The sequence below is a fragment of the Crossiella sp. SN42 genome (assembly GCF_023897065.1).
Lineage (GTDB): Bacteria > Actinomycetota > Actinomycetes > Mycobacteriales > Pseudonocardiaceae > Crossiella.
Window position 1 is genome coordinate 25,331 of the sequence record NZ_JAMHIV010000014.1, and the last position, 24,485, is coordinate 49,815.

Annotated in this window: 33 protein-coding genes, 1 tRNA gene and 1 pseudogene; 15 read left to right on the forward strand and 20 right to left on the reverse strand. The window is 70.4% G+C overall.

From position 1 onward, the window contains the following. The first annotated feature begins 8 nt into the window (after positions 1-8). The gene (locus tag M8C13_RS17920; RefSeq protein WP_256509275.1) at positions 9-1,415 is read left to right on the forward strand and encodes a glycine--tRNA ligase; all 1,407 of its coding nucleotides are present in this window, start codon (positions 9-11) and stop codon (positions 1,413-1,415) included. Between the two features lie 219 nt (positions 1,416-1,634). On the opposite strand, the pseudogene M8C13_RS17925 reads toward M8C13_RS17920, so the two are convergent. The 3 genes and pseudogenes from M8C13_RS17925 to M8C13_RS17935 all read right to left on the reverse strand — a co-directional run. Beyond that, positions 1,635-1,922: pseudogene (locus M8C13_RS17925) on the reverse strand (siderophore-interacting protein); the annotation flags it as partial. A 229-nt stretch (positions 1,923-2,151) separates the two neighbouring features. After that, the gene (locus tag M8C13_RS17930) at positions 2,152-3,051 is read right to left on the reverse strand and encodes a hypothetical protein (protein ID WP_252481764.1); all 900 of its coding nucleotides are present in this window, start codon (positions 3,049-3,051) and stop codon (positions 2,152-2,154) included. A gap of 129 nt (positions 3,052-3,180) precedes the next feature. Further along, positions 3,181-3,909: a peptidase E gene (locus M8C13_RS17935; protein ID WP_252481765.1), complete on the reverse strand. Its 729-nt coding sequence runs from the start codon at positions 3,907-3,909 to the stop codon at positions 3,181-3,183. Positions 3,910-3,950: 41 nt separating this feature from the next. Between M8C13_RS17935 and M8C13_RS17940 the strand changes: the two genes are divergently transcribed. The 9 genes from M8C13_RS17940 (at position 3,951) to M8C13_RS17980 (ending at position 10,905) form a co-directional block, all read left to right on the forward strand. Further along, complete coding sequence (locus M8C13_RS17940; protein WP_252481766.1) at positions 3,951-4,418, forward strand: MarR family winged helix-turn-helix transcriptional regulator; 468 nt, start codon at positions 3,951-3,953, stop codon at positions 4,416-4,418. Between the two features lie 68 nt (positions 4,419-4,486). Then, a complete protein-coding gene (locus M8C13_RS17945; protein WP_252481767.1) occupies positions 4,487-5,419 on the forward strand; it encodes an ABC transporter ATP-binding protein in 933 nt (310 codons plus the stop codon). Next, complete coding sequence (locus tag M8C13_RS17950) at positions 5,416-6,153, forward strand: ABC transporter permease (RefSeq protein ID WP_252481768.1); 738 nt, start codon at positions 5,416-5,418, stop codon at positions 6,151-6,153. The genes M8C13_RS17945 and M8C13_RS17950 overlap by 4 nt, the downstream gene beginning before the upstream one ends. A gap of 20 nt (positions 6,154-6,173) precedes the next feature. Beyond that, a complete protein-coding gene (locus M8C13_RS17955) occupies positions 6,174-7,256 on the forward strand; it encodes a sensor histidine kinase (RefSeq protein ID WP_252481769.1) in 1,083 nt (360 codons plus the stop codon). Then, positions 7,253-7,858, forward strand: coding sequence for a DNA-binding response regulator (locus M8C13_RS17960; RefSeq protein ID WP_252481770.1), 606 nt, complete (start codon positions 7,253-7,255; stop codon positions 7,856-7,858). Before M8C13_RS17955 ends, M8C13_RS17960 begins: the two co-directional genes overlap by 4 nt. A 170-nt stretch (positions 7,859-8,028) precedes the next feature. Beyond that, positions 8,029-8,709 carry a YdcF family protein gene (locus M8C13_RS17965; RefSeq protein WP_252481771.1) on the forward strand — a complete coding sequence of 227 codons (681 nt, stop codon included), beginning with the start codon at positions 8,029-8,031 and terminating at the stop codon, positions 8,707-8,709. Next, positions 8,696-9,964, forward strand: coding sequence for a deoxyguanosinetriphosphate triphosphohydrolase (locus M8C13_RS17970; RefSeq protein WP_252481772.1), 1,269 nt, complete (start codon positions 8,696-8,698; stop codon positions 9,962-9,964). Before M8C13_RS17965 ends, M8C13_RS17970 begins: the two co-directional genes overlap by 14 nt. Before the next feature lie 58 nt (positions 9,965-10,022). Beyond that, positions 10,023-10,232, forward strand: a complete 210-nt coding sequence (locus M8C13_RS17975) for a hypothetical protein (RefSeq protein WP_252481773.1) — start codon at positions 10,023-10,025, stop codon at positions 10,230-10,232. Between the two features lie 73 nt (positions 10,233-10,305). Then, positions 10,306-10,905 carry a carboxymuconolactone decarboxylase family protein gene (locus M8C13_RS17980; protein WP_252481774.1) on the forward strand — a complete coding sequence of 200 codons (600 nt, stop codon included), beginning with the start codon at positions 10,306-10,308 and terminating at the stop codon, positions 10,903-10,905. Here M8C13_RS17980 and M8C13_RS17985 read toward each other — a convergent pair. Further along, the gene (locus M8C13_RS17985) at positions 10,886-11,812 is read right to left on the reverse strand and encodes a sigma-70 family RNA polymerase sigma factor (protein ID WP_252481775.1); all 927 of its coding nucleotides are present in this window, start codon (positions 11,810-11,812) and stop codon (positions 10,886-10,888) included. The genes M8C13_RS17980 and M8C13_RS17985 overlap by 20 nt on opposite strands. Before the next feature lie 34 nt (positions 11,813-11,846). Between M8C13_RS17985 and dnaG the strand changes: the two genes are divergently transcribed. The 3 genes from dnaG to M8C13_RS18000 all read left to right on the forward strand — a co-directional run bounded on the left by dnaG (position 11,847) and on the right by M8C13_RS18000 (position 15,142). Next, positions 11,847-13,745 (forward strand): DNA primase, encoded by a 1,899-nt coding sequence (gene dnaG, locus M8C13_RS17990; RefSeq protein WP_252481776.1) that lies wholly within the window; start codon positions 11,847-11,849, stop codon positions 13,743-13,745. Beyond that, a complete protein-coding gene (locus M8C13_RS17995) occupies positions 13,746-14,291 on the forward strand; it encodes a hypothetical protein (protein ID WP_252481777.1) in 546 nt (181 codons plus the stop codon). 89 nt (positions 14,292-14,380) lie between these two features. Continuing rightward, positions 14,381-15,142, forward strand: coding sequence for a trans-aconitate 2-methyltransferase (locus M8C13_RS18000; protein ID WP_252481778.1), 762 nt, complete (start codon positions 14,381-14,383; stop codon positions 15,140-15,142). Between the two features lie 57 nt (positions 15,143-15,199). Here M8C13_RS18000 and M8C13_RS18005 read toward each other — a convergent pair whose 3' ends face one another. After that, on the reverse strand, positions 15,200-15,544 hold the full coding sequence (locus tag M8C13_RS18005) for a hypothetical protein (protein ID WP_252481960.1): 345 nt from the start codon (positions 15,542-15,544) through the stop codon (positions 15,200-15,202). 133 nt (positions 15,545-15,677) lie between these two features. Between M8C13_RS18005 and M8C13_RS18010 the strand changes: the two genes are divergently transcribed. Next, positions 15,678-15,750: transfer RNA gene (locus tag M8C13_RS18010), tRNA-Asn, on the forward strand. A 77-nt stretch (positions 15,751-15,827) separates the two neighbouring features. Here M8C13_RS18010 and xerC read toward each other — a convergent pair. From xerC to M8C13_RS18085, 15 genes are all read right to left on the reverse strand, one after another. After that, entirely contained in the window at positions 15,828-17,021 is a 1,194-nt protein-coding gene (gene xerC / locus M8C13_RS18015; protein ID WP_252481779.1) for a tyrosine recombinase XerC, read from the reverse strand. Then, positions 17,021-17,200 carry an AlpA family transcriptional regulator gene (locus M8C13_RS18020; RefSeq protein WP_252481780.1) on the reverse strand — a complete coding sequence of 60 codons (180 nt, stop codon included), beginning with the start codon at positions 17,198-17,200 and terminating at the stop codon, positions 17,021-17,023. Before M8C13_RS18020 ends, xerC begins: the two co-directional genes overlap by 1 nt. Next, positions 17,178-18,548 (reverse strand): replication initiator, encoded by a 1,371-nt coding sequence (locus M8C13_RS18025; protein WP_252481781.1) that lies wholly within the window; start codon positions 18,546-18,548, stop codon positions 17,178-17,180. The genes M8C13_RS18020 and M8C13_RS18025 overlap by 23 nt, the downstream gene beginning before the upstream one ends. 94 nt (positions 18,549-18,642) lie before the next feature. After that, positions 18,643-19,440 carry a hypothetical protein gene (locus tag M8C13_RS18030; protein ID WP_252481782.1) on the reverse strand — a complete coding sequence of 266 codons (798 nt, stop codon included), beginning with the start codon at positions 19,438-19,440 and terminating at the stop codon, positions 18,643-18,645. Positions 19,441-19,481: 41 nt separating this feature from the next. Then, complete coding sequence (locus M8C13_RS18035) at positions 19,482-19,664, reverse strand: hypothetical protein (RefSeq protein WP_252481783.1); 183 nt, start codon at positions 19,662-19,664, stop codon at positions 19,482-19,484. Then, the gene (locus M8C13_RS18040) at positions 19,664-20,023 is read right to left on the reverse strand and encodes a WhiB family transcriptional regulator (protein WP_252481784.1); all 360 of its coding nucleotides are present in this window, start codon (positions 20,021-20,023) and stop codon (positions 19,664-19,666) included. The genes M8C13_RS18035 and M8C13_RS18040 overlap by 1 nt, the downstream gene beginning before the upstream one ends. Then, positions 20,020-20,493, reverse strand: a complete 474-nt coding sequence (locus M8C13_RS18045; protein WP_252481785.1) for a hypothetical protein — start codon at positions 20,491-20,493, stop codon at positions 20,020-20,022. The genes M8C13_RS18040 and M8C13_RS18045 overlap by 4 nt, the downstream gene beginning before the upstream one ends. Before the next feature lie 51 nt (positions 20,494-20,544). Next, complete coding sequence (locus M8C13_RS18050) at positions 20,545-20,637, reverse strand: zinc-ribbon domain-containing protein (RefSeq protein ID WP_252481786.1); 93 nt, start codon at positions 20,635-20,637, stop codon at positions 20,545-20,547. After that, positions 20,634-22,001, reverse strand: a complete 1,368-nt coding sequence (locus M8C13_RS18055; protein ID WP_252481787.1) for an FtsK/SpoIIIE domain-containing protein — start codon at positions 21,999-22,001, stop codon at positions 20,634-20,636. The genes M8C13_RS18050 and M8C13_RS18055 overlap by 4 nt, the downstream gene beginning before the upstream one ends. A gap of 5 nt (positions 22,002-22,006) precedes the next feature. Then, entirely contained in the window at positions 22,007-22,162 is a 156-nt protein-coding gene (locus M8C13_RS18060; RefSeq protein WP_252481788.1) for a hypothetical protein, read from the reverse strand. A gap of 89 nt (positions 22,163-22,251) precedes the next feature. Further along, a complete protein-coding gene (locus tag M8C13_RS18065; RefSeq protein WP_252481789.1) occupies positions 22,252-22,434 on the reverse strand; it encodes a hypothetical protein in 183 nt (60 codons plus the stop codon). Positions 22,435-22,437: 3 nt separating this feature from the next. Beyond that, positions 22,438-22,704: a hypothetical protein gene (locus M8C13_RS18070; RefSeq protein WP_252481790.1), complete on the reverse strand. Its 267-nt coding sequence runs from the start codon at positions 22,702-22,704 to the stop codon at positions 22,438-22,440. A 26-nt stretch (positions 22,705-22,730) separates the two neighbouring features. Further along, a complete protein-coding gene (locus M8C13_RS18075; protein WP_252481791.1) occupies positions 22,731-23,126 on the reverse strand; it encodes a hypothetical protein in 396 nt (131 codons plus the stop codon). After that, complete coding sequence (locus tag M8C13_RS18080; RefSeq protein ID WP_252481792.1) at positions 23,123-23,353, reverse strand: hypothetical protein; 231 nt, start codon at positions 23,351-23,353, stop codon at positions 23,123-23,125. The genes M8C13_RS18075 and M8C13_RS18080 overlap by 4 nt, the downstream gene beginning before the upstream one ends. Positions 23,354-23,559: 206 nt before the next feature. Further along, positions 23,560-23,952 (reverse strand): hypothetical protein, encoded by a 393-nt coding sequence (locus M8C13_RS18085; protein WP_252481793.1) that lies wholly within the window; start codon positions 23,950-23,952, stop codon positions 23,560-23,562. 134 nt (positions 23,953-24,086) lie between these two features. Between M8C13_RS18085 and M8C13_RS18090 the strand changes: the two genes are divergently transcribed. Continuing rightward, the gene (locus M8C13_RS18090) at positions 24,087-24,446 is read left to right on the forward strand and encodes a GntR family transcriptional regulator (RefSeq protein WP_252481794.1); all 360 of its coding nucleotides are present in this window, start codon (positions 24,087-24,089) and stop codon (positions 24,444-24,446) included. The last annotated feature ends 39 nt before the right edge of the window (positions 24,447-24,485 follow it).

Genomic DNA, 24,485 nt, shown 5'->3' on the forward strand with positions numbered 1-24,485 from the left:
GAATGCCTATGACCTGCTCTGGAGTGTCCGTGTCGGCCGATCGGATTGATACCGTCGTCAACCTCTGCAAGCGCCGAGGCTTCGTCTACCCCTGTGGGGAGATCTACGGCGGTACCAGGTCGGCGTGGGACTACGGACCCCTCGGCGTGGAGCTGAAGGACAACATCAAGCGCCAGTGGTGGAAGTTCATGGTGCAGGGCCGCGAGGACGTCGTGGGCCTGGACTCCTCGGTGATCCTGCCCCGTGACGTCTGGAAGGCCTCCGGGCACGTCAACGCCTTCCACGACCCGCTGGTCGAGTGCACCTCCTGCCACAAGCGGTTCCGGGCCGACCAGCTCGCCGAGGAGTACGCCGAGCGCACCGGCAAGCCCACCACCGAGGACGACATCAGCGACGTCCCCTGCCCGAACTGCGGCACCCGCGGCCAGTACACCGAGCCGCGCGAGTTCAACATGATGCTCAAGACCTACCTCGGCCCGGTGGAGTCCGAGGACGGCCTGCACTACCTGCGGCCGGAGACGGCGCAGGGCATCTTCGTCAACTTCCTCAATGTGCAGACCACCTCCCGGCGGAAGCCGCCGTTCGGCATCGGCCAGATCGGCAAGTCCTTCCGCAACGAGATCACGCCCGGCAACTTCATCTTCCGGACGCGTGAGTTCGAGCAGATGGAGATGGAGTTCTTCGTCGAGCCCGGCACCGACGAGGAATGGCACCAGTACTGGATCGACGAGCGCTCCCGCTGGTACACCGAACTGGGCCTGGCCAAGGACAACCTGCGGATCTACGAGCACCCGCAGGAGAAGCTGTCGCACTACTCCAAGCGGACCGTGGACATCGAGTACCGCTTCCAGTTCGCCGGTCAGGAGTGGGGCGAGCTGGAAGGCATCGCCAACCGCACCGACTTCGACCTCAGCACGCACAGCAACCACTCGGGCGTGGACCTGTCCTACTTCGACCAGGCCACCAACTCCCGCTACCGGCCGTTCGTGATCGAGCCTGCCGCCGGTGTCGGCCGCCCGATGATGGCCTTCCTGCTGGAGGCCTACCACGAGGACGAGGCGCCCAACGCCAAGGGCGGCGTGGACAAGCGGGTCGTGCTCAAGCTGGACCGCAGGCTCGCCCCGGTCAAGGCCGCGGTGCTGCCGCTGTCCCGCAACGCCGACCTCTCGCCCAAGGCCCGTGACCTGGCCGCGGCGCTGCGCCGGAACTGGAACATCGACTTCGACGACGCGGGCGCCATCGGCCGCCGCTACCGCCGCCAGGACGAGATCGGCACCCCGTTCTGCGTGACCGTCGACTTCGACACCCTCACCGACCACGCGGTCACCGTGCGGGAACGCGACACCATGAGCCAGGAGCGGATCTCCATCGACCAGATCGAGTCCTACCTGGCCGCGCGGCTCGTGGGCTGCTGACCCCGGCACCGCGAGAGGAACGGCTGAACAACTGGCCGGGGCTGCCTGTGGCGGCCCCGGCTTCGTTGTGGCCGCGGTCACCGCGTTGAGCCGGGAGTATCGGCTGTCCTCCGGGTGGGGGAGCACGGTGCGGAAAGGGGCCTGCCGGGCCGCGGTGGTGGGCTGGTCGCGGGTAGCTGGCTGGGGGCTGGGGACAGGCGTCGCGGGGCGCTGCCTTGGCGCCCAGCTCTTCGCGGTGCGCGGCAGCTCCTCCAGCCGGCGGACGATCGCGGGCAGCGCGGTGAGGTCCCCGGCGAGCAGGTAGCGGTCGAAGGTGTGCGGCACGATCCGGCCGCCGGGCGGACCGGCCACGTGCACCGGCTCGCCGGGCTGGGCCGTGCGGGCCCAGTCCGCGCCGAGGACGCCCTCGTGCAGGGCGATGTCCAGGTCGAGCTCGCCGGTGGCCGGGTCGTAGCGGCGCACGGTGTACTCGCGGGAGGTCGGCGCGGGCCGCGGCCCGCGCAGCATGGTGCGGAGGGGAGATCCGCCGTGCGGGCGGGCCGGATCAGCGCGGTGCGGGCAGGGGCGGGCCAGGCCGAGTTCCGACCGCGTCACCGCGGCGGTGCGGACGTCAGCGTTGATCACGGGCGCCGGGCCGCGGACGGTCGAGTCCATTGTGGACATTGGTATCGGGGGCATGGGCCCGGTTCTCCTTTCGGCGGTTCGGGGTGGCGTTGCGGACTCGCACGGCACGTGCTCAGCTCGCGATCACGTCGGGGCGGGAGGTGAGGCGGGCCAGCGCGTGTGCCGCGCAGAGTTCCTCGGCGACCAGCTCGGGTTCGGCCACCAACCGCTCCACCGGTGTGCGCACCACGTGCACGCCCGCGGCGGTCAACGGGTCCGGGCCTTCCGGGCGTGGGTTGTCCAGCCAGCGCCAGGCCAGCGCCAAGTCATCCCACCAGGCATCGGCCATGCCCAGCAGCTGGCGGCCGTCCAGGGTGATGCGCCGGTGCCAGGTCGGCGGTGGCAGCGCGCCGAGGGCGATCACGCGGCGGGCGCGGGCCTGGCGGATGTCGACCACCTTGACGTCCAGCTTCTCCAGGGCGGCGCGCACCGCGGGCCGGCCGCGCTGCGGTGAGTCGTCCAGCTCGGCCCACAGCTCCGCGGCCGTCACGCCGCCGTGTGCGCAGGCCAGGTTGAGCAGCGTGCCCAGCTCGGTCGGGCACCGGGTCCAGCGAGCGGCGTCCAGGGTGGCCCGTGCCACCGAGGTCACCGGGAAACCCCGGGACACCGTCCACTTCGGCAGCTGCCGAAGCCGTTCCATCCGCAGCGGTTTGGCCGGGCGGGTCCGGTTGGCGTAGGGCACCACCAGGTGGACGGTGCCGTCCAGGCCGGGGATCGGGATGCCGTGCAGCTGCAGCGCGTCGTAGCCGGTGAGCAGCGCGTCCGGCTCGGCATAGCGCAGCGCCGCGCGCAGGAAACCCGCGCGGGTCGGGCGGGTGCCGGTGAGCAGGACGACGCCGGGCAGCGGCTCGCGCCAGGAGTGCACCAGTCTGCCGGGCAGGCCGAGCCGGAACAGCTCGGTGGTCTTGGCCACCTGGTGCGGGAACATCGCGGCCAGTCCGTCCAGGCGGACCGGCACGTGGGTCGCGGTCATGAGGCCAGCGTGGTCCGGCGCCGGGGGCGGGGCCAGCGGCGCCGGAGCGGGCTGTGGACAGGTGCGTGGTTGTGGACAGGTCGCGATCTTGACGGGGTTCTCGGGCAGCGGGGGTGCCGGGGTGTGGTATCAGAGGCGGCGGACGTCCAGGGCGTGTTCCACCGCTTTGCCCTCGTCCTCGCGTTGCACCAGGTAGACCCCGGCGTGCGGCCGTTCCGAGAGCACCTCGACCAGCTCCGTGCCGTGGTAGAGCAGACCCGTGCCGTCGTCGGTGCAGTAGGTGTCCGGGATCAGCCCACTGGCCACCGCGCCCAGCACCGCGGGCCGTCGCGCCGCCTCGGAGTCGAAGTGCACCCCGTTGCCGTAGGGCAGGAAACCCAGCCCGTCGGTGACGATCCGCAGCTCAGGCCCGAAGGAGTCGGTCGGCCCGCCCACGTGCCAGCACAGCGAGCCCGCGCTCACCCCGGTCAGCACCACCCCGCGCCGCCACGCCTCCCGCAGCACTGAGTCCAGCCCGTGCACCCGCCACACCGCCAGCAGGTTCGCCACCGAACCGCCGCCCACCCACACCACGTCACAGGAGAGCACGTAGTCCAGCAGGTCCGCCGTCGGCGGCATCGGGAACAGGTTCAGGTGCACCACCTCGACCCCGGCCAGCTCACCGGCCTCGGCGAAGTTCGCGTTGAAACCCCGCTGGTCGCCAAGCGCGGTGCCGATGTGGCACAGCTTCGGCCGCCGTCCCGACACCCCGGCCAGCTCCACCGCGTGCGTCAGCAGCGGCGCGAACTCGAGATCGGTGCGGTGACCACGGCGCAGACCACCCGAGGTGGCCAGGATCGTCGGTTGTTCGGCAGGCATAGCCCGATCGTGCCATTTTCCGCGCCGGTTAGGGTCCGAACATGAGCGAGCCCCGTTGGCTGTCCGAGGCCGAGCTGCGGACCTGGATCACCTTCGTGGAGGCCACCCACCTGTTGGAGCGCAGGCTGGAACACCAGCTCCAGACCGACGGCGGGCTCTCCCACGCCCAGTACGACGTGCTCACCACCCTCTCCGCCACGCCCGGCCAGCGCATGCGGATGACCGAGCTGGCCGGTCGCACGGTGGTGTCCAAGAGCGGCCTCACCTACCAGGTCAGCCGCCTGGAACGGGCCGGGCTGGTGCGCCGCGAGTCCTGTGCCACCGACGAGCGCGGTGTGGTCGCGGTGCTCACCGAGGCCGGGCAGCGGCTGCTGGACAAGATCGCTCCCGGGCACGTCGACACCGTGCGCGACTACCTCATCGACCTGATGACCGCGGAGGAGCGGGCCGTGCTGGAACGGGTCATGTCCGCGGTGCGCGAACGCGTCCGCCGCGAGGACCACCCCTGACAAATGTCATGGCGGGGCCGTGACGAGCGGCCTGCGTCCCGGCCGCGCGCGGGCGGCACCGTAGGGGCATGCCCACAGCAACCCTGACCGGCGCGGCGCGCGAGATCGTGGCAGGCGCCGCGATCCACCTCCGTGGCCTGCGCAAACACTTCGGGCCGGTGCGCGCCGTGGATAGCGTCGACCTGACCGTGGCCCCCGGCGAGGTGCTCGCCCTGCTCGGCCCCAACGGCGCGGGCAAGTCCACCACCATCGACCTCGTCCTCGGCCTCACCCGCCCCGACGCCGGCGAGGTGCACGTCTTCGGCCACCGCCCCGACGAGGCGGTCCGCAACGGCGTCATCGGCGCCATGCTGCAGGGCGGCGCGCTCATCGACGACGCCACCGTCGGCGAGCTCGTCCGCATGGTCGCCGCCCTGCACCGCAGGCCCCAGGCCGCCGCGGCCGCCCTGGCCAAGGCGGGCGTCGCCGAGCTGGCCAAGCGGCGCTGCAAGAAGCTCTCCGGTGGTCAGCGGCAACGCGTCCGCTTCGCCATCGCCCTGGTCAGCGACCCCGACCTGCTGATCCTGGACGAGCCCACCGCCGCCATGGACGTGGAGACCCGCCGCCACTTCTGGCAGAACATCCGCGAGCTGACCAGCACCGGCAAGACCGTCGTCTTCGCCACCCACTACCTGGAGGAAGCCGAGAGCTACGCCGACCGCGTGGTGCTGATGCGCGCCGGAACGGTCGTCGCGGACGGCACCGTCGCCCAGATCAGGGCCACCGCGGCCGGCCGGACCGTGCGTGCCGTGCTCCCTGGGAGTGCGCACGGCACGCTCGGCGCGCTGCCCGGCGTCACCCACGCCGAGCTGCGCGGCGAGCACGCCACGCTGGCCTCCACCGACTCCGACGCCACCCTGCGGGCCCTGCTCGCCCGCTACCCCGGCGCGCACGACATCGAGATCACCACCGTCGGCCTCGAGGACGCTTTCCTCGCGCTGACCAGCGAGGAGGACAAGTGAACCCGACGTACGTGCTCATCGAGGTCAAGCTGATCGTGCGGCAGTTCGCCTTCCTGTTCTTCACCATCGTGTTGCCCACCGCGATGTTCCTGATCTTCTCCGGCATCTACGGCGGCCCGGCGGCCACCTTCGGCAACGGCACCCCGGTCACCGCGGCCACCATGGTCAGCATGGCCTCCTTCGCGGCCATGTCCGCCGCCCTGGTCACCGGTGGGCGCATCGCGCTGGAACGGCAGATCGCCTGGCACCGGCAGTTGCGGCTGACCCCGCTCTCCGGCAGCGGCTACCTGTTCGCCAAGGGCCTGATCGCGGTGCTGGTCGCGGTGCCCGCGATGCTCGGTGTGCTCGCGGTCGGGTTGCTGGTCAAACAGGTCGACCTCAGCCTGGCGCAGTGGGCGATGCTGATCGGCGGGCTGGTGCTCGGCTCGGTGCCGTTCGCGCTGCTGGGCATGGCCATCGGGCAGCTGGCCAGCGCCGAGTCCGCCCAGGCCGTCACGCCCGCGGTGATGATGGCGCTGGCCATGGCCGGCGGGCTGATGGTGCCGGTGGAGATCATGCCCGCGTGGGTGGGCGACATCGCCAGGGCGCTGCCCAGCTTCTGGTTCCGGGAGAACGGGATCAGGGTGGTCGCGCAGGGCTCGGTCAGTCTGACCTCGATCGCGGTGCTGGGCGGGGTGACGCTGGTGCTGGGGCTGTTCGTGGCCAGGCGGTACCGGCTCAGCGCGGCCCGCTGACCACGCCTACGGTGTGCGCCATGACCACGAACACCACGCCCAGGATGCATTCCTGGGAGCTGTTCGCCGGTTTCTTCCTGCTCTTCCTGATGTTCCCGGTCTACTACCTGTTCGAGGCGGACCGGCCGGTGGCGCTCAAGATCGCCGGACTGGCCGGGATCGGGATCGTCGGCGCCACCTACCTGCTGCTGCCGCCCAAGCTGTTCGAGGCGCCGATGTGGCAGCGGCTGGCGCTCATCCTCGGCCAGGCCGTGCTGATCGTGCTCATCGTGCTGGCCTTCGGGGTGCCGTTCCTGAGCCTGTTCGTCTACGCCGCGGCCAGCGCGGCGATCCTGCTGCCGGTGTGGCTGGCGGTGCTGGTGCCGATCGGTCCCAGCATCGTCTCGGTGCACGCGGTGCTCAACGGCGGGCCGGTCTGGCTGGCCTGGATCATCCTGGCGATGTTGCTGAGCACGTTCAGCGTGCTCGGCCTGGCCGAGCTGATCCGCGGCAACATCAAGCTCTACCGCGAGCAGCAGCAGGCCGCGCTGCTGGCCGTGGCCGAGGAACGCGCCCGGCTGGCCCGCGACCTGCACGACGTGCTCGGGCACAGCCTGACCACCATCACTCTCAAGGCCGGACTGGCCAGGCGGCTGCTGGAAGCCGGGCGGCAGGAGGCGGCGATCACCGAGGTGACCGACGTGGAGGCGCTTTCCCGGGCCGCGCTCACCGATGTCAGGGCCACCGTCTCCGGCTACCGGGAGGCTTCGCTGGTGGCTGAGCTGGCCGGGGCGCGGGTGGCGTTGCAGGCCGCCGGGATCACCGCCGACCTGCCACACGCGGTGGACAACGTGGCGCCCCGGCACCAGCAGGTGCTGGCCTACGTGCTGCGCGAGGGCGTGACCAACGTGCTCCGGCACAGCGGCGCCACCCGCTGCGAGGTGCGTTTCGGGTTGTCCTGGCTGGAGATCCGGGACGACGGCGCGCTGGTGCAGACCGGCAGGCCGGGCACCGGGCTCACCGGCCTGCGGGAACGACTCGCCGCCGTCGGCGGCACCCTGGACGCCGGCCCGCTGCCCGCCGGTGGTTTCCGGCTGCGCGCGGAGATCGAGGAGAACGCATGATCCGGGTCCTGCTCGCCGACGACCAGGCCCTCGTCCGCGGCGCGCTGGCCGCGCTGCTCGGGCTGGAGGCCGACATCCAGGTCGTCGCGCAGGTCGGCTCCGGTGAGGAGGTGCTCGCCGCGGCCACTGAGCACCGGCCCGATGTGGCGTTGCTGGACGTGCAGATGCCCGGCAAGGACGGTCTGACCGCGGCCGCCGAGCTCCGCGCCGCGCTGCCGGAGTGCCGGGTGCTGATCCTGACCACCTTCGGCAGGCCCGGCTACCTGGCCAGGGCGATGAGCGCGGGCGCGGCCGGGTTCGTGGTCAAGGACGCGCCGCCGGAACAGCTCGTCGACGCGGTCCGGCGGGTGCACGCCGGGCTGCGCGTGGTCGACCCTGGCCTGGCCGCGGAGTCCCTGTCCAGCGGGGCGAGTCCGCTGAGCACGCGGGAACGGGAGGTGCTGGCCTGCGCGCGGGACGGCGGCACCGTCTCCGACGTGGCCAAGGCGCTGCACCTGTCCGAGGGCACGGTGCGCAACCACCTGTCCTCGGCGATCGGCAAAACCGGCGCGCGCACCAGGGCCGAAGCCGTGCGCATCGCCGACGACCGCGGTTGGCTTTGACCCGACCGGGTATCCCGCACCCCGCCACACCCCGCGAAATCCACCCGTCGCACAACACGCGCGCGCGGGGAATCCCCCCGATTTCCATTTTACCGGCGGGCACCGACAAAACCGGGAGTCGGTGGCCACCGGAAGCCGATCTTGACTGAGTTCGTGACAGCATTGCGGGCATGACAGGACACGCCCCGACCGGCCGGGGAGCGACGGCACGGCTGTTGCGGCGCGTGCTGGCCGGGATCGTGCTGCTGCCCTTGCTGATCGTCGGCGGCACGGCCTTCCGGGTGTGGCAGGTCGCCCGGCAGGATGACCGGTCCGCCGCGGACATCGCGGTGGTGCTCGGCGCCGCGCAGTACGGCGGGCGGCCCTCCGATGTGCTGGAGGCCAGGCTCGCGCACGCCCAGCAGCTCTACGAGCGGGGTGTGGCCAAGACCGTGGTGACCGTGGGCGGTCGCGGGCTCGGCGACACCTACACCGAGGCCGAGGCCGGGCAGCGCTGGCTGGTCGGGGACGAGACCAAGGCGGGCACGGCGAAGAAGGCCATTCCCAAGGACAAGGTGGTCGCGGTCAAGGAGGGCGCGGACACCTTGGGCAGTCTGCGGGCGGTGGCGCGGGAGGCGGAGAAGCGCGGCTGGCAGAGCGCGGTCATCGTCAGCGATCCGTGGCACTCGTTACGCGCCCGCACCATGGCAGGCGACACCGGGCTCACCGCGTGGGCCTCGCCGACCCGGCGCGGGCCGATCGTGCAGACCAGGGAGACCCAGCTGCGCTACATCCTGCGCGAGACCGCGGGCGTGCTGTTCTACCGGCTCACCCACACCTCCACCAACCTGGTCGACAATGGTCTCGGCTGAACCGCACGGCTACTCCGCGCACGACACCGCGCGGCTGCTGCCCGAACCCGACAAGCACGGCGCGCTCGCCGAAGCCCAGACCGAGGCGCGCACCCCGTTCGCCCGCGACCGGGCCAGGGTGCTGCACTCGGCGGCGCTGCGCCGCCTGGCCGGCAAGACGCAGGTGGTGGGGCCGGGCGAGGGGGATGTGCCGCGGACCCGGCTGACCCACTCGCTGGAGGTGGCCCAGATCGGCCGGGGCATCGGCGGTGAGCTGGGTTGCGATCCGGACGTGGTCGACCTGGCCGGGCTGGCGCACGACATCGGCCACCCGCCGTTCGGGCACAACGGCGAACGCGCGCTCAACGCGCTGGCCGGGCCCTGCGGCGGGTTCGAGGGCAACGCGCAGACCCTGCGCATCCTGACCCGCCTGGAACCCAAGGCGCTCGGCCCGGACGGCCGCCAGTACGGGCTCAACCTGACCAGGGCGGCCCTGGACGCGGCCACCAAGTACCCGTGGCCGCGCCGGGAGGGCACGGTCAAGTTCGGGGTCTACGACGACGACCTGCCCGTCTTCGGCTGGCTCCGGCAGGGCGCGCCGGTGGACGCGCAGTGCCTGGAGGCCCAGGTGATGGACTGGGCCGACGACGTGGCCTACTCGGTGCACGACGTGGAGGACGGGGTGCTCGCCGGGCGGATCTCGCTGCGCGCGCTGGGCAGTCCGGCCGAGCGCCGGGTGATCGCCGCGCTGGCCGCCGCGCACTTCAGCAGTGAGTCCGCGGAGGCGATCGAGGCCGCCGCCGACGGGCTGCTCCGGTTGCCCGCGGTGGCCGCGCTGGCCCAGCACGACTACGACGGCACCCTGGCCGACCAGGTCGCGCTGAAGGCGCTGACCAGCGAGCTCGTCGGCCGGTTCGCCTCCGCCGCGGTCACCGGCACTCGCAAGGCGCACGGGGCCGGTCCGCTGCGCCGCTACGACGCCGACCTGGTGGTGCTGCCGCCGGTGGCCGCGGAGGTGGCCCTGCTCAAGGCGGTCGCGCTGCGGTACGTGATGAGCGACCCGGAGCGGCTGGCCGTGCAGATCCGGCAGCGGGAGGTGATCACCGAGCTCACCGAGGCGCTGTGCCGGCTCGCCCCGGAGGCCCTGGACCCGGCGTTCCGGCCGGCCTGGTCGGCCGCGAAGGACGACGCCGAGCGGCTGCGGGTGGTGATCGACCAGGTCGCGCTGCTGACCGACGCCCAGGCGGTGAGCTGGCACCGGCGGCTGGTCAGCTGAACCGCGCCCACCGAAACGGCGTCAACCAAAGTTGACGATTTCTGGTTTACTCGGAGCCATGGGACTTCGAGAGGTGTTGCGGGTGCTGTTCCGGCCGTTGCGGCGCAAGGTGCCGGCCGGTGGTCCACCGAGGCGACGGGAGGACCCCGGTGGCGCCGGGGTGCGCGAACCCAGGCGGCCGCGCCCGCCCGGTCCGGTCAGCGGCGCCGCCGCGGCCGAGCCACCGGCTCCGGCGCAGCACGTGAAGCTGGCCGATCCACGGCGCTGACCAGCGGTTTGTCACAGTGGGAGCGGGGTGCTCGTCCCTGGGGTGTCCGCGCCACCGACCCAGGGAGGCCGTTGTGCCCCGCATTCCCGCGCTCACCGTTGACAAGGCAAGCTGGCTGGTCCGCCGCATGTACGGCTATGCGAAGAAGCGCTTCGGCGCGGTGCCCGAACCGTTCGCGGTCATGGCCCACCACCGCGGCATCATGATCGCCGCCGCGGTGACCGAGACCGCGGTCGAACGCGCCGCCAAGCACCTGCCGCACAGCCTCACCGACCTGGTCGTCTACCGGGTCGCCACCGAGCTGGGCTGCTCCTGGTGCGTGGACTTCGGCACCATGCTGCAGCGGCACAAGGGCCTGGACATCAAGCGGCTCAAGGAGATCCACGCCTACGCCGACTCACCGCTGTTCACCGAGACCGAAAAACTCGCCTTGGCCTACGCCGACGCGATCACCGCCTCGCCGGTGCGGGTCACCGACGAGCAGGTCGCCCAGCTCCGGGAACGCCTGGGGGACAAGGGACTCGTCGAGCTCACCTACCTGATCACGGTGGAGAACCAGCGGGCCCGGTTCAACGACGCGCTCGGCATCGTCGACCAGGGCTTCACCTCCGGGGAGGCCTGCCGGGTGCCGCTGCCGGTGGCCGAGGCCGACGTCACCAGGCAACGTTCGTGAGCTTGTCCGGGTTCACCACGTCGTAGATCGCCACGATCCGTCCGTCCCGGACCGCCAGCGTCGACACGCGGCGGTCCACCGGACGGTGCCCGTCGCCGCCGTCGGTCTGGGCCAGGAAGCCCAGGTCGCCGTTGACCAGCACCGGGGTGATCCCGGTGCGCAACGCCTCCGGCCCGTACTGCCGCAGCAGGCCGAGGGCGAAGCGGGCCACCTTGTCCGCGCCGACCACCGGCCGCCGCGCGGTGCGCGCCTGGCCGCCGGAGTCGCCGATGACCACCACGTCCGGGTGCAGCACCGCCAGCAGCGCGTTCATGTCCCCGCTGGCCAGCGCCGAGGTGAACCGCTCAAGCACGGCCTTCTGCTCGGCCAGCTCAACCCGCGGCGGGGTGTCGGCCTCGGTGACCGCGCGCCGCGCGCGGGAGGCCAGCTGCCGGGCCGCCGCCGGGGTCACCCCCAGCGCGGTCGCGATCTCCGGGAACGGCACCCCGAACGCGTCGTGCAGCACGAACGCCACCCGCTGCTCGGGGCTCAGCTCGTGCAGCACCACCATGGCCGCCATCCGCACGCCGTCCTCGCGCACCGCGACGTCCAGCGGATCCTCACTCGGCTGGGTGGCCAGCGGGCTCACCACCGGCTCCGGCAGCCAGGAACCGACGTAGCGCTCACGCTGCGCGCTGGCCGCCTTGAGCCGATCGAGGCAGATCCGGCCCACCACCGTGGTCAGCCAGGCCCGCAGGTCACGGATCTCCGCCCGCGCGGCCGCGGTCAGCCCGGCCAGCCGCAGCCAGGCGTCCTGCACCGCGTCCTCGGCGTCGGCCCTGGTCCCGGTGATGCGGTAGGCGACCCCGATGAGGTGCCCCCGGTGCTCGCTGAACACCGTGGCCAGGGTCTCGTCGCTGACGGTCACACGCCCATCCTGGACTACTCCTAGACTTGCCCCTGTGGCAGGACGAATCCGGGACAGCGACATAGCCGAGGTCCGTGATCGGTGCCGGATCGACATCGTGGTCGGCGAGTACGTCAACCTTGGCCGAGCCGGCGGCGGCACGTTGAAGGGGCTGTGTCCCTTCCACGACGAGAAGACCGCGTCGTTCAACGTGCGGCCCAGCAAGGGCACCTTCCACTGCTTCGGCTGCGGCGTCGGCGGCGACGTGATCCAGTTCGTCCAGCAGTACGAGCACATCGGCTTCGTGGAGGCGGTGGAGCGGCTGGCCGACAGCATCGGCTACCGGCTCACCTACACCGGCGGCGGCGCGACCGTGCAGCGCGACCGCGGCACCAAGACCCGGATGCTGGAGGCGCACAAGGCCGCCGCCCAGTTCTACGTCGAGCAGCTGCAGACCCCGGAGGCGGTCAAGGCGCGCGAGTTCCTCACCGAGCGCGGGTTCGACCAGGCCGCCGCGGACCGGTTCGGCTGCGGGTTCGCCCCCGCCGGCTGGGACAAGCTGACCCGCCACCTCATCGGCCGCGGCTTCGAGCTGGACGAGCTGTACAAGTGCGGGCTGGCCAAGGAGGGGCGGCAGGGGCCGATCGACCGGTTCCACCGCAGGCTGCTCTGGCCGCTGAAGGACCTCGGCGGCGAGGTGGTCGGTTTCGGCGCGCGCCGGATCTTCCCGGACGACCCGATCGAGGCCAAGTACGTCAACACCAGCGAGACGCCGATCTTCAAGAAGTCGCACGTGCTCTTCGGCATCGACCTGGCCAAGCGGGAGATCGCCCGCAGGCGCCAGGTGGTCGTGGTGGAGGGCTACACCGACGTGATGGCCATGCACCTGGCCGAGGTGCCCACCGCGGTCGCCTCCTGCGGCACCGCCTTCGGCGCCGACCACATCTCGGTGCTGCGGCGGCTGCTGATGGACGACGACGCCTTCCGCGGCGAGGTCATCTTCACCTTCGACGGCGACGCGGCCGGGCAGAAGGCCGCGCTGAAGGCCTTCGACGACGAGCAGAAGTTCGCCGCCCAGACCTTCATCGCGATCGCCCCCGACGGCATGGACCCCTGCGAGCTCCGCCAGGACAAGGGCGATGTGGCCGTGCGGGACCTGGTGGCCCGGCGGCAGCCGCTGTTCGCCTTCGCCATCCGCACCCTGCTCGCCGAGCACAACCTGGACACCGCCGAGGGCCGGGTCGAGGCGCTGCGCCGCACGGTGCCGCTGGTCGCCCAGATCAAGGAGGAGTCCCTCCGCGACGAGTACGGGCGGCAGCTGGCCGGCTGGGTCGGCTGGGACGACACCCCGGGGGTGCTGCGCCGGATCAGGGAGATCTCCGGCGGCAAGGCCGCCCCGGAGAAGACCCCGCGCCGCCGCCCGGTGGACCCGAACCAGGCCGCGCTGGCGGTGGAGGTGGACGGGCCGAGCAGGCCGTCCCCGCAGGACCCGCAGCTGCGCTCGCAGCGCGAGGTGCTCAAGGCGGCGATCCAGCTGCCCGGCATCGCGGGCCCCGCCTACGACTCGATCTCCGAAGAGGCCTTCACCCACCCCGCCTACCTGGAGCTGCACCGGTCGATCCTGGCCGCCGGCGGCACCTCCTGCGGGCTCTCCGGCGCCTCGTTCGTGGACGCGATCGTGCAGAAGTGCAAGCACTCGGTGGTGCGCTCGCTGGTGACCGAGCTGGCGGTGGAGTCGCTGCGCACCAGGTCGGCCGAGGACCGCTACGTGCTGGGGCTGATCGCCAACATGCAGGCCAACCTGGTGGCCAGGCAGATCGCCGACATCAAGTCCAGGCTGCAACGCATCTCCCCGGTCACCGACGCCGACGAGTACCGCGCGCTCTTCGGCGACCTGGTGGCCATGGAGCAGTACCACAAGGGACTCCGCGAACAGGCGATGGGCGGCGTGTAGATGAGCTGGTGGGGACGCTTCACCGACAAGATCACCGGCGGCGTGCGGCTGCCCGAGGGCCTGGACGTGCCGCTGACCGGTGAGGAGCACGTCCTGGCCTTCGCCGAGCTCACCGGCGGCGGCCACCTGGTCGCGACCTCGCACGCGCTGGTGGTGGCCGAGGAGGACGGGCAGCGCCGGATCCCCTGGCACCTGGTCAGCAAGGCGGTCTGGGGCAACGACGTGCTCACGGTGACCGAGGCGCGCGAACACGACACCGCGGGGGAGGCGGTGCTGCTGACCGACCAGCCGCCGCGCCGCTACCCGCTGGCGCAGGCCCACCGGCTGCCCGACGTGGTGCACGCCAGGGTCACCGGCTCCATCCGCTCCACCCACCGGCACGAGCTGCCCGGCGGCGGGGCGTGGTTCGTGCAGCGCAAGGTGCCCGGCCGCGACGGCGTGGTGCTGCAGGTGCGCGCCGACCCCGGCACCGACGAGGCGGCGGTGACCACGCTGGCCGCGGACGTGGCCCGCAAGATCCGCGAGGCCCAGGCCAACGCCTTCTAGGCCGCGCCTCTTTCGACGGGGTACCGCCCTCACCGCTCGCGCTATACAGTACGTACGTACGGTTTGCTAAGCGAGCTGGAGGTTGCCGCATGTGGGACCCGACCACCTACCTGGCCTTCGCCGGCCACCGCGAACGCCCGTTCTACGACCTGCTCGCCCGCGTCGGCGCCACCGACCCCCGGCACGTGGTCGACCTGGGCTGCGGCCCCGGCACCCTCACCCCGGTGCTGACCAGCCGCTGGCCCGCGGCCAAGATCACCGCGCTGGACTCCTCCGCCGAGATGGTCGAGGCGGCGAGGGTGGCCGGGATCGACGCGGAACTGCGCGACGTGCGCGACTGGCGGCCGGACCGCGACACCGACGTGGTGGTCTGCAACGCCGTGCTGCAGTGGGTCCCTGACCACCTCGACCTGCTGCCCGCCTGGCTGGACCGCCTGCCCAGCGGCGCCTGGTTCGCCTTCCAGGTGCCCGGCAACTTCGGCGAGCCCAGCCACACCATCCCGCGCGGCATCGCCGAAAGCCCGGCCTGGCGGGACACCCTGGCCGGCACGTTCCGCCCGGAGGACGCGGTGCCCCGGCCCGAGGTGTACGCGGGTGTGCTGGCCGCGGCCGGGTTCACCGCGGACGTGTGGGAGACCACCTACCTGCACGAGCTGCGCGGCGCCGACCCGGTGCTGAACTGGATCAGCGGCACCGCCCTCCGCCCGGTCCGCGCGGCCCTGGACGAGTCCGGCTGGCAGCAGTTCACCGCCGAGCTGGCACCGCGGCTGCGCGCCGCCTACCCCGCGCACGGCCAGGACGTCACCTGGTTCCCGATGCGCCGGATCTTCGCCGTGGGTCACAAGAAATGAGCGCGACAGGGCGCCCGGCGAGCCACCTGCCCGCCGGGCACGCCCTGACCGCGGTGCCTAGGCCCTGGTGGTCGAGGTCGGCGCGGTGGACTTGGGCGCCCCGGCGGCCTTGGCGGGCTCGCCAGGCTTGGCCGTGCCGCCACTGGCCCGCTGACGGTCGACCTCAGAGATCAGCTTGTCGCCCTGTCCCGCCTTCGCGGTCCCCTGGTCGTGCCGCCCGGCCTTCTTCTCCGACCACCCCATCTTCTCGTCGATCTTGGCCCGAACGGTCCCCGCAGTACCCTGCACGGCCGGATGCTCCACCATGCGGTGGTACGTCCGGACCAGATCCTCGTACCGCTCCCGTCCCGCGCGAGTACCAAGCACATACCCCACGGCGACCCCGAGCGCGAACCTGATCATGGCTCCTCCTCGTCTTGACCTGCGTGAACACCCGTGGTCACGGAGCGAAGATCCCCAGTGAGGGGGGTGGTGAAAACCGCTCCGCGGAGTGCGCTAAGGTATTACCCGTCAGGCACCGCCGGACACATGCCAGTCCTCCGTAGCTCAACTGGCAGAGCATGCGACTGTTAATCGCAGGGTTGTTGGTTCGAGTCCAACCGGAGGAGCTTCACCCCAGGTCATCGACCTGGGGTTGTTTGCTTTCCAGGGACGATCCCCAGTTAACCCCCAGGTTCGCCGGGGACTAGTTTTCCCACCCCATCGGCTCTGTGGATGCCACGATCGGCGGAGCGCCCAGCGGTTCCAGGACGCCAGCGGCACCGGTCTTGGCCACGCCGCGCCCCAAGTAGCGATCCTGGGTCATGGACACCTTGGCGTGCCCCAGCTGATCAGCAATCTGCCGCGCCGAGATCCCCGCCGCGTCCATCATGGTCGCTACCGTCTTCCGGTACACGTGACTGGTCACCCACGGATACCCGGCGTCGGCGAAGAGCACCCGCAGATCGGCTTGGGTGTTGGACGGGTCACGCAGCCCGCCCAGCGGCGAGGTGAAGACCACGCCCCACTCGTTCGGCATCGCGTGCTCCTTCCGACGCTTGAGGGTCGCCACCATCCACTCCGGCAGCTCCAGCGTCCGGTAGCCGCTTCTGGTCTTGGGCTTCCACTTGATGATCAGCCCCACACCCTTGACCCGGATCACCGTCCCGCGCACTTCAACCGTCCGGGCTTCCAGGTTCAGTGCCTCCCAGGTGATCGCGGACGCCTCCCCGATGCGCAAGCCGGTGGCGAGCATGAGGTCTGTGAAGTCGACAAGGTCCCAGTCCTGTGCCTTCGGATGAGCGTGGATCTTGGCCCGGACGTCCACCGCCTGAACCAGGGTCAGCGCCCGAGGCGGCTCCGTCTCGCTCTCGATCCGGCCGACGTCCCGGACCGGGTTGGCGCTGAGCGCGCCGTGACGCACGGCCAGGCCGAACATTCCACTCAGGACAGTCCGTGTGATCTTTGCGGCCGCACTGCCGTGCTTGTCCTCTACGGCCTGGACCAGCTTGTCCAGGCGAGGAACGCCGCACTCCCTGATCCGCAGTAGCCCCATACCCGGCTTGATGTGGCGCTTGTACCGCGACCGGTACTCATCGAGGGTTCGGGGCGACCGCTTACCCTTCTCCACTGCCCGTTCCATCTCCGCGAGGTACGCCTCGCCGAGTTCGGTCACCAGGCTGTCAGCCGTGATCTCGCCAGCGGCAGTCACTGCGCGCCGGTCACGCAGCGCCGCCTTCAGCTTGATCTCAGCCGCGGTCTTGCTCTCGGCGGTGCGTTCGACATCACGCGTCGCGCCGTCGAAGTCGCGGTAGAGGGTCCGCGCACGGAAGCGACGCGCACCGACCTTGTACACCCTGATCTGGCCGAACGTGCCAGGCTCCAGCGACGGGCGCGCCATTACGCCACCGCCTTAGGCTGGGCGTGGAACCAGGCGCGGACTTCGTCCGGGTCGTACTTCACGTACTTGCCGATACGGCGTCCGGGCGGCCCGTACTTCTTGGTGCGCCACTGGTAGAGGGTATTGACCGGGATGCCCAGGAACTCGGAGAGGTCCTCAACGCTCCACAGCTTGCCCATGGCCCTGCTCCTTCCTGTGCGTCTGGCGGTTGGTCTTGATCCGTTCGGCGATTCCTGCCGCGAGTTCGCGTTCGGCGTCGGTCCGGTGGCCGACCGCGAGGAAGTTCCAGTGATTGACCACGGTCACCTGGTCCTCGGTGACGCCGAGCTGGGTCAGGGCCTCGGTGCGGCGGTAGTGCCGCTGAGTGCCGCGGATCTCCTTGAACGTCGTGGAGTACCGGCGGGACTTGGTGAGGAAGTGGCCGCGGAAGCCGAGCATGTGTGCCCAGCGCCGCAGGTTCAGCCCGTCGTAGACCTGGTGGCCGCCCAGCTCCCAGGCGGTTTCGATCATCCGCCGGTGGTGCGGGGAGATGCCGGTCAGGTTGGCAATGGCCAGTTCGGAGTGGATCTGCCGGTCTACGGTGTCGGTGGCACCGGTGGACTTGGTGGCGTACTTGGCGATGTATCCGGCGAGCCGGGCTTCGCTGATCAGCCCGTCGCCGTCCTCGAAGTCACCGGCCGAGGCCGCCTGGATCGTGCGGGTGTCCAGCTGTGCGCCCCAGACCAGCGGGAGCACCCGCCCGCAGGGACGGCAGGTCTCGACCCGGACCGAGGCCGCCGCCGCGTGGATCGCGGTGGTGAGCAGGTCGGCGCTGGCCCACGCCGGGGCCGGGTCGGTTGGCCCGTTGGGGCCGTCCAGGCGGATGACCGCGTGGAAGTGGACCAGGCCGCGCCGCTGGTACTCGGCGACCTTGGCGTAGGAGAGCCGGGCGTGCTCACCGAAGCGGGAGACCGGGATGCCGGCATTCGTGGCGAGCTTGCGCCGCAACGCGATGGTGAAGCGGTGCCACAGCTTCCCGGCGTGGTTGTTCCACAGCACCGCCGCCTCGTAGTCGTAGGCGGCCGGGTCGACCGCCGTGCCGAGGCGGGGGTCATCGGGGTGGTGGAACCCGCCGCAGGAACAGCGGAGGGTCTTGCCCGAGCGCGCCGGGCGGGCGGTGTGGACCGCGCCGAAGGAGGGGGCGGTCAGGGTCGCGAACACCCGGGGGCGCTCGGTGACCGTGGCCGGGATGTCCTTGCTGGTATCTCCGGTGAGCCCGGCGCGCACCAGGTGGAAGGCGTCGGCGGCGTAGCGGTCCGCGCAGGGCTGGCACAGCGCGGCACGGCGGGTGCCGCAGGGGATGAGGATGTGCCCGGAGCGTTCGGCGAGGGTCGCGCCGGTGGTGTTGTGGGTGACGTTCCAGCGGCCGGAGAGGTGGATCGGGTGGGCACAGCCGCCGGTGGAGATGACCTTGCTGCGCCACTGCTGCCAGTCGGTGGCCCGGACGCGGGCGGTAATGCGTTCGTCAAGGGTTGGTGCCTGGTGCACGGCGGTGCTCCCTAGGACAGGGCAGAGCACGACACCGGCTCTCCCACGAAGGGCACGACAACCGGTGTCGAGCCCTGCGGGACGGATGGATGGATCAGGCTGCGGCCGGATGACCGGCCGGGGTGAGCACGGAGAGGATGCGGGCGGCGTAGTCCTCGGAGACCCGTAGGCCATCCTGGATGTCCTGGGCCGTCAAGGCCCGCCCCGCGGCTTCGGCCTCGGCCTGCTTGGCCGAAAGCGCATCCATCATGTGCTGCGGCAGCCGCAGCGCCGGGACGAGCTGGTCCCGCGCGGCGGGCGGTTGCGTGGTCGTCTCGGCCTCCGGAGCCTGCGATGGGCTGGGAGAGACCAAGGACCGGGCCGTGGCACAGGTCTGCTGGATGACCGGCATGACTTCGGCGACCAGGTAGACCACGGCCGGGATGACGATGTGCAGCACCAACATCCCGTGGTTGACCGTGCCCTTGGCCGGGAACAGCACTGACCACACGTTCATGACCAACGTCGCGGTCAGCAAGAGCCGCTTGAGCCGGGAGACCGCCTTGGCAGCCACCGCGACCCCACGGGCCAGCATCTCGGCCTCCCAGCGCAACAGCGTGATCAGGATGCCCGCGAGGCCGGGTTCGGCCAGCCACGCGCCCCACCACAGCGGGTCTGCCATGGTGAGCGCTCCGGCCAGGAAGTCATGCACCCCAACGGTGGTGAACCCCAGCCCGAGGGTGAGGAAGAACCACATGCAGCGGGTGATGGACACCCGAAGCCGCTCGACCTTGACCGCGTTGAGCAGCGGGTCACTGCTGAGCCCGTGCAGCTGGCGGGACTCGGCCAGCTGGTCTTGCAGCCGCCGGACCCGCCGGGTAATGCCCGAGGGGTCGATTTCGTTGGCAGACAAAGGGATTCACCTCCCGGGCGGTCCGGTGTGGACGGTGCGAGTCAGCATCGGACGGCCTTGGCGACCGCGTAGAGGACGAAGGAGACCAGCAGCCCCATCACCACGGCAGTGGTCGGGCCGAAGGCGAAGTACATCCCCGCGACCGAGGCGATGAGGACCAGCAGGGCCAGGGCCAGCCAGCCCAGAGCGCGCAGGCTCAGCGGCAGCACCAGCAGCGGGCGCATCACGCCACCCCCATCCCGCTCAGGACCGCCGGGGCGGCCGGTGAGGGCGCGGGCGGGTAGTGCACGGCCCGCCGTTCCGGTCCGGTCATCCCGCCGACCACGCCGATGGGCCGGTCACGGGAGGGGGCGCGGCCCTGTTCCCAGGCCAGCTGATCGGCACGGCAGGCCGCCAGCACCGGACAGATCGAGCACAGCTCCTTGGCCCTGCCCATGTGCTGGACCAAGGTGAAGGTCTCCGGATCGGTCCCGCGACAGGCCGCCTGGTCACGCCACTGCGGCGGGCGCCCGCCGGGGAACAGGGCGAGCATGAGGGTCTTGTAGCCGAAGTGGTAGCCGCTGGGCGGGGCGTCGGTGTTCATGCCGCCGCCCCTTCCAGCGCACGGCCGGTGGCGGTGCGAGCTGCGGTGACCACCCTGGCCAGCTCCTCACAGGTGAGGGTGTCGGTAGTCCCGACCGCCAGCCGAAAAGTGCCGGCGACCTCGGCCACGGTGCGGTTGCGCAGCCGACCACCGACCTCGGCCACACCTGCCGTGGTACCGGCCTGGACGGTGATGCCGGAGGAGGTCCGGCCCGAGGCCGACACCGTCAGCTCTCCGGCGATCTGGTGCCCCCAGCTGATGGTGATCCCTTCCAGGTGCAGCGACCACAGCAGCACCGCCTCCAGGCGAGCCGCGGGGGTGCCGGTGGCGAAGGCCAGCGAGGCCGAGCGGGACCGGGTGGACAGGAACAGGTGGGTGGGCCGGGGAAGCCGGTGGGTGCGCAGCAAGGACCGGACTTGCCGTAGCAGCCGGTCCAGGCTGACGTTGGGGCTGGATGTGGTGACAGACATGGGAAACCTCCCAGGAGAAGGGCATGCGGGATGGGGTGGGTGCCTGAGGTGTTACGGGTTCAGGCGCGCGGTGCAGCTGGGGCAGATCGCCGCGCCGTCGGGCAGCGGGTTGCCGCAGTAGGGGCACAGGCCGGTGGAGTTCATGACACCGCCCGCAGTTGGGTGCCCGAGCGGATGAAGTCCACGAGCTCGTCCAGTTCGGCATCGCTGGTGTAGGCGAAGCGGACCCGGATCGGGGTGCGGGTGCGCTCGTGGATGTAGAAGCCGATACCGGCTGTTTCGGGCACGGCCGGGATCTGGTCGGCGATCGCTCCGCGGGCACGAGCGTCCGAGCCCAGCAGCATGTCCGGGTGGGTCGCCGAGGTCACGCGCAGACAGGTCCGGTTGGGGAACAGGTCCCGGATCTCTACGACGTCCTTGGACGGTTCCTGGACGTAGGCGTCCACGGAGTGGTGGGTGGCGCGGCCCATGGAGGTGATCTGCGCCAGGTAGCCGGTGATCTCCCGGGCGCGTGCCGGGTCGTAGGCCATCAGGGTGCCGATCTCATCGACGATGAGGTAGTTGAGCGGGAACTCCTTGGAGATCGGCACCTTGCGCACCTTGGCGCGTTGCATCCGGGCCTGGGTCTTCTTCATGTCCTGGACGAAGGCTTCCAGCAGTTCGGCGCAGTCCTCAGGGTTGTCGGCGTAGCGGCCAGGGCCGACCAGCATGCGCAGCCACGCGAACTCCAGTTGCTTGGGATCGCAGACCCACAGGCGGACCAGGCCGTCCCGGATCATCGGGGCCATGGAGCGCAGCTTCGCTGCGGCGATGCTGTTCTTGCCCGCGCCGGTCGCACCGCCGTTGAGGGAGTGCGTGCCGTCGACCTGCTGGTAGAAGTCCTCCCCGAACTCGTCCTCACCGACATACAGCGCCCGCGGGTCGACCTCGGAGGAGTCCCGGGGCATGTCCGGGGCCGGGATCGGGTAGGTGAAGGGCTCGTTGCGCTGGATGATCAGCGCCAGCAAGCCCGGCTTGACGTGCTCCAGGGCGACCCGCACCACCTTCAGCGACTCGGCCAGATGCTCCAGCTTGGCCGTGAAGTCACTGACGGCCTGGCCCTTGACCAGCCGCACGTAGGCGGTGTCAATGGAGGGGCTGTAGCAGCGCAGGCGTACCACCCGGGGGTAGAGGGTGGCGCCGGTGCGGCGGTGCTCCTTGTACAGCCCGCAGGCGTCCATCAGGTCCCGCCAGCGGCGGCCGACGAACTCACCGAGCCAGCGCCGCCGCCAGGCCCGCAGCACCGGAGCGGCGTAGGCGTCGAAGGAACCGGGGTGCGCCCGGTACCACCCCGCCAGGCCCACGCCCACCGAGGCCGCGGCGATCCCGGTGGGGGTGTAGCCGAAGTGGGCGCAGGAGGCCGCAACCGCACCCGGTGCCGCGAGTGCGCCGGGGTGGCGGGCCAGCCACAGGGCGGCCTTGAACTCCGCGCCGGTGGTGCGTTTGGTCTTGTCGGTCTTGCGGGTCATCCAGATCACCTGACCTTCCGGGCGCGGGAGGCCCCCGCGCAGAGCAGCAGCAGGAAGCCCAGGCCCAGCAGCGGGGCGAGGGTGGGGGCAAGCAGCGATGCGGACAGCACCGCGAACAGCAGCCAGCAACCGGCCGACACGGCCGTCCGCTCACTGAACATGACGAACACCTCTCTGGATGGGGATGGAAAGCGGCCGACCACCACGGAAATTCAGTGATGGTCGGCCGCCGTAGGGGAAAACTGGTTCGCTATCGGGGGAGCTGGTTTCGGGCGTAGGAGGTGGACACCGTCAAGGTGGCCACCGACCGGGCGAACGCGTCGTGAAACTTCTTGAACTGCGCCCGGCGCACCGGAATCCCGGTGATCGCGGTACGGAGCTGTTTCATGGCCTTGTCCACGTTGGCGAGGCGGACGTCAAGCTGATGGGACATCGGCTATACTCTCCAGTCGCGGGAGATCAGTTCGGATTCGTATGTCATGGCGTGTGCCTTCAGTTCCTCCAGTTCCGCGCACGCCTTCTTGTACATGCCCTTCAGTTCATCCGGGGTCGCGTTACGCCATGCGCCCTGCGTTCGGACCCGGGGGCGCATCTTGTCAATCATCTTCTTCAGTTCGATCAGCTGCTCGAACGCGAAATCGAGTGCCTGGACGAACTCGCCGTAGCGCTGTCGGGCGCGAGCGTTGATTGCGGCAACTTGCATTGATGGTCACCATTCCTGGTTGTGGGTTATGCGGGATAGCGGGTGCTGATTGCGGGGTTTCGGCGCAGCGTGGCCTCCCAGCTGGCCAGCCGCCGCCGGGTGGCCGAGGGCACGAGCACGGGCGCGCCCTGGCTGGTGACCGCACCGCAGCTCAGCGGCCGATCGGTGCCGAGGCCGACCAGGCCCCGGGCCAGCAGCTGGGTTACGGTGTCGGCCTCCCACCGGGTGGCGGGCCGGGTGGTGATCTGCCCGACCATGCGGTGAACGCGGCGGTTGCGGCCGACGACGGCGTATCCCCGATCGCTGATCGCGCGTGACAGCACCGCCACCACCGCCCCGAGATCGTTGACCGCGACCCGGGACTCAGGTGCCGATTTCTGTTGCGGGGCAACGGGATTGCCGAACAGATCGACCTCAGTCATGACGCCGCTCGTTCTGCTACCCATTCCCGAAGCTCACCCGGTGACATGGACGCGATCGTGTTGTACTTGGCCAGGTTGTCCTCGAACCGCTTTCTGATGATGGGATCGGAGACATGCGGCCAGTCGTGGGCCAGTATCGACATGCCCGCCGACAGGACGCCGAACGTGTATGCCAGTGCGGTGACGTATCGTTCAGACTCGGATGCGGGCCACGAGATTCCGGTCATGATCGTGCTCCCTTTCTGGGGTGCGGAAACCTAGGCGAACCCCGGTTAGGCATGGGCGCGAAACCGGGGATCACCTACATTTCCGGTGTGCGAATTGCACCGGATTTAGGCATGGCTCGACTCACTATGTAATTCACAAAGAACAGGCAGCCCACGTACTCGGCTTAGAAAGCAGGAATCAGCAGGTGATGTGTGACGGGGGTGGATCAGGCTGCGGTGGGGACCGATTCGGTCCGCACGACCGGCTTGAGGCCATCGGCCTTGAACCACAGGCCCGAGGCAGTGATCACGCCATTCTCGTTGCGCATCTCGTAGGTGTTGACCACCGCGTTGACCAGTTCCACATAGGAGCCTTCCTCGAACCCGGGGCCGGGGTCGCCGGGAAGGTTGACCTTGATCTCTTCGCCCTTGGCGGTGCGGCGGCCCTCGGCCGGGCGCGGCTTGGCGAAGAGAACCACGGTGTACTGCTCGATCCCGGTCCGGCGGTCGACCACGGGGGTCATGACGCCGTTGTCCAGCTCCTTCAGCTTCACGGTGGGGGACTCGGTGATCATCAGGCGGTGACCGCCGAAGTTCACAGGCAGGTCCTGAAGCGCCATGTCGGCTCCTTGGTTTCAGCCCCGCAGGGCAGCGGGTCTATCAGGTAGTCCCACTGTATCTGATAGAGTTGCGACAGTGTCAAGTCCGAACGGGTGACTTTCTGCTATTGCTGCTTTAGCGATAGAGTTTGCGCATGTCGATCGACCGGTCAGACCCCCGGCCTGCCTACCGTCAGGTTGCTGATGATCTGCGCCAGAAGATCACGGCCGGAGTGCTTAAGGCCGGTGATCAGCTTCCGTCGCTGAGTCAGCTCATGACCAAGTACGACATCGCGGTGAACACCGCCCGTCAGGCCCTTGGGGTGCTGACAGAGGAAGGACGGATCGTCGTTCGTCAGGGGCAGGGAGCCTTCGTTCTGGATGGCGCTGCTGACGTTGCCGACGATCCGTCCGGTCCTGAAGTTCTGGAGTTGTTTCGCTCGCTGAAGGTGGCGGTTGAGGACCTCAGTGCGAGGGTCGCCGCCGTCGAGGACCGACTGTCCGACGAGAAGTGAGCTGACGCTCTACCTCGGTCAACCGGCTGTTCAGGTCTG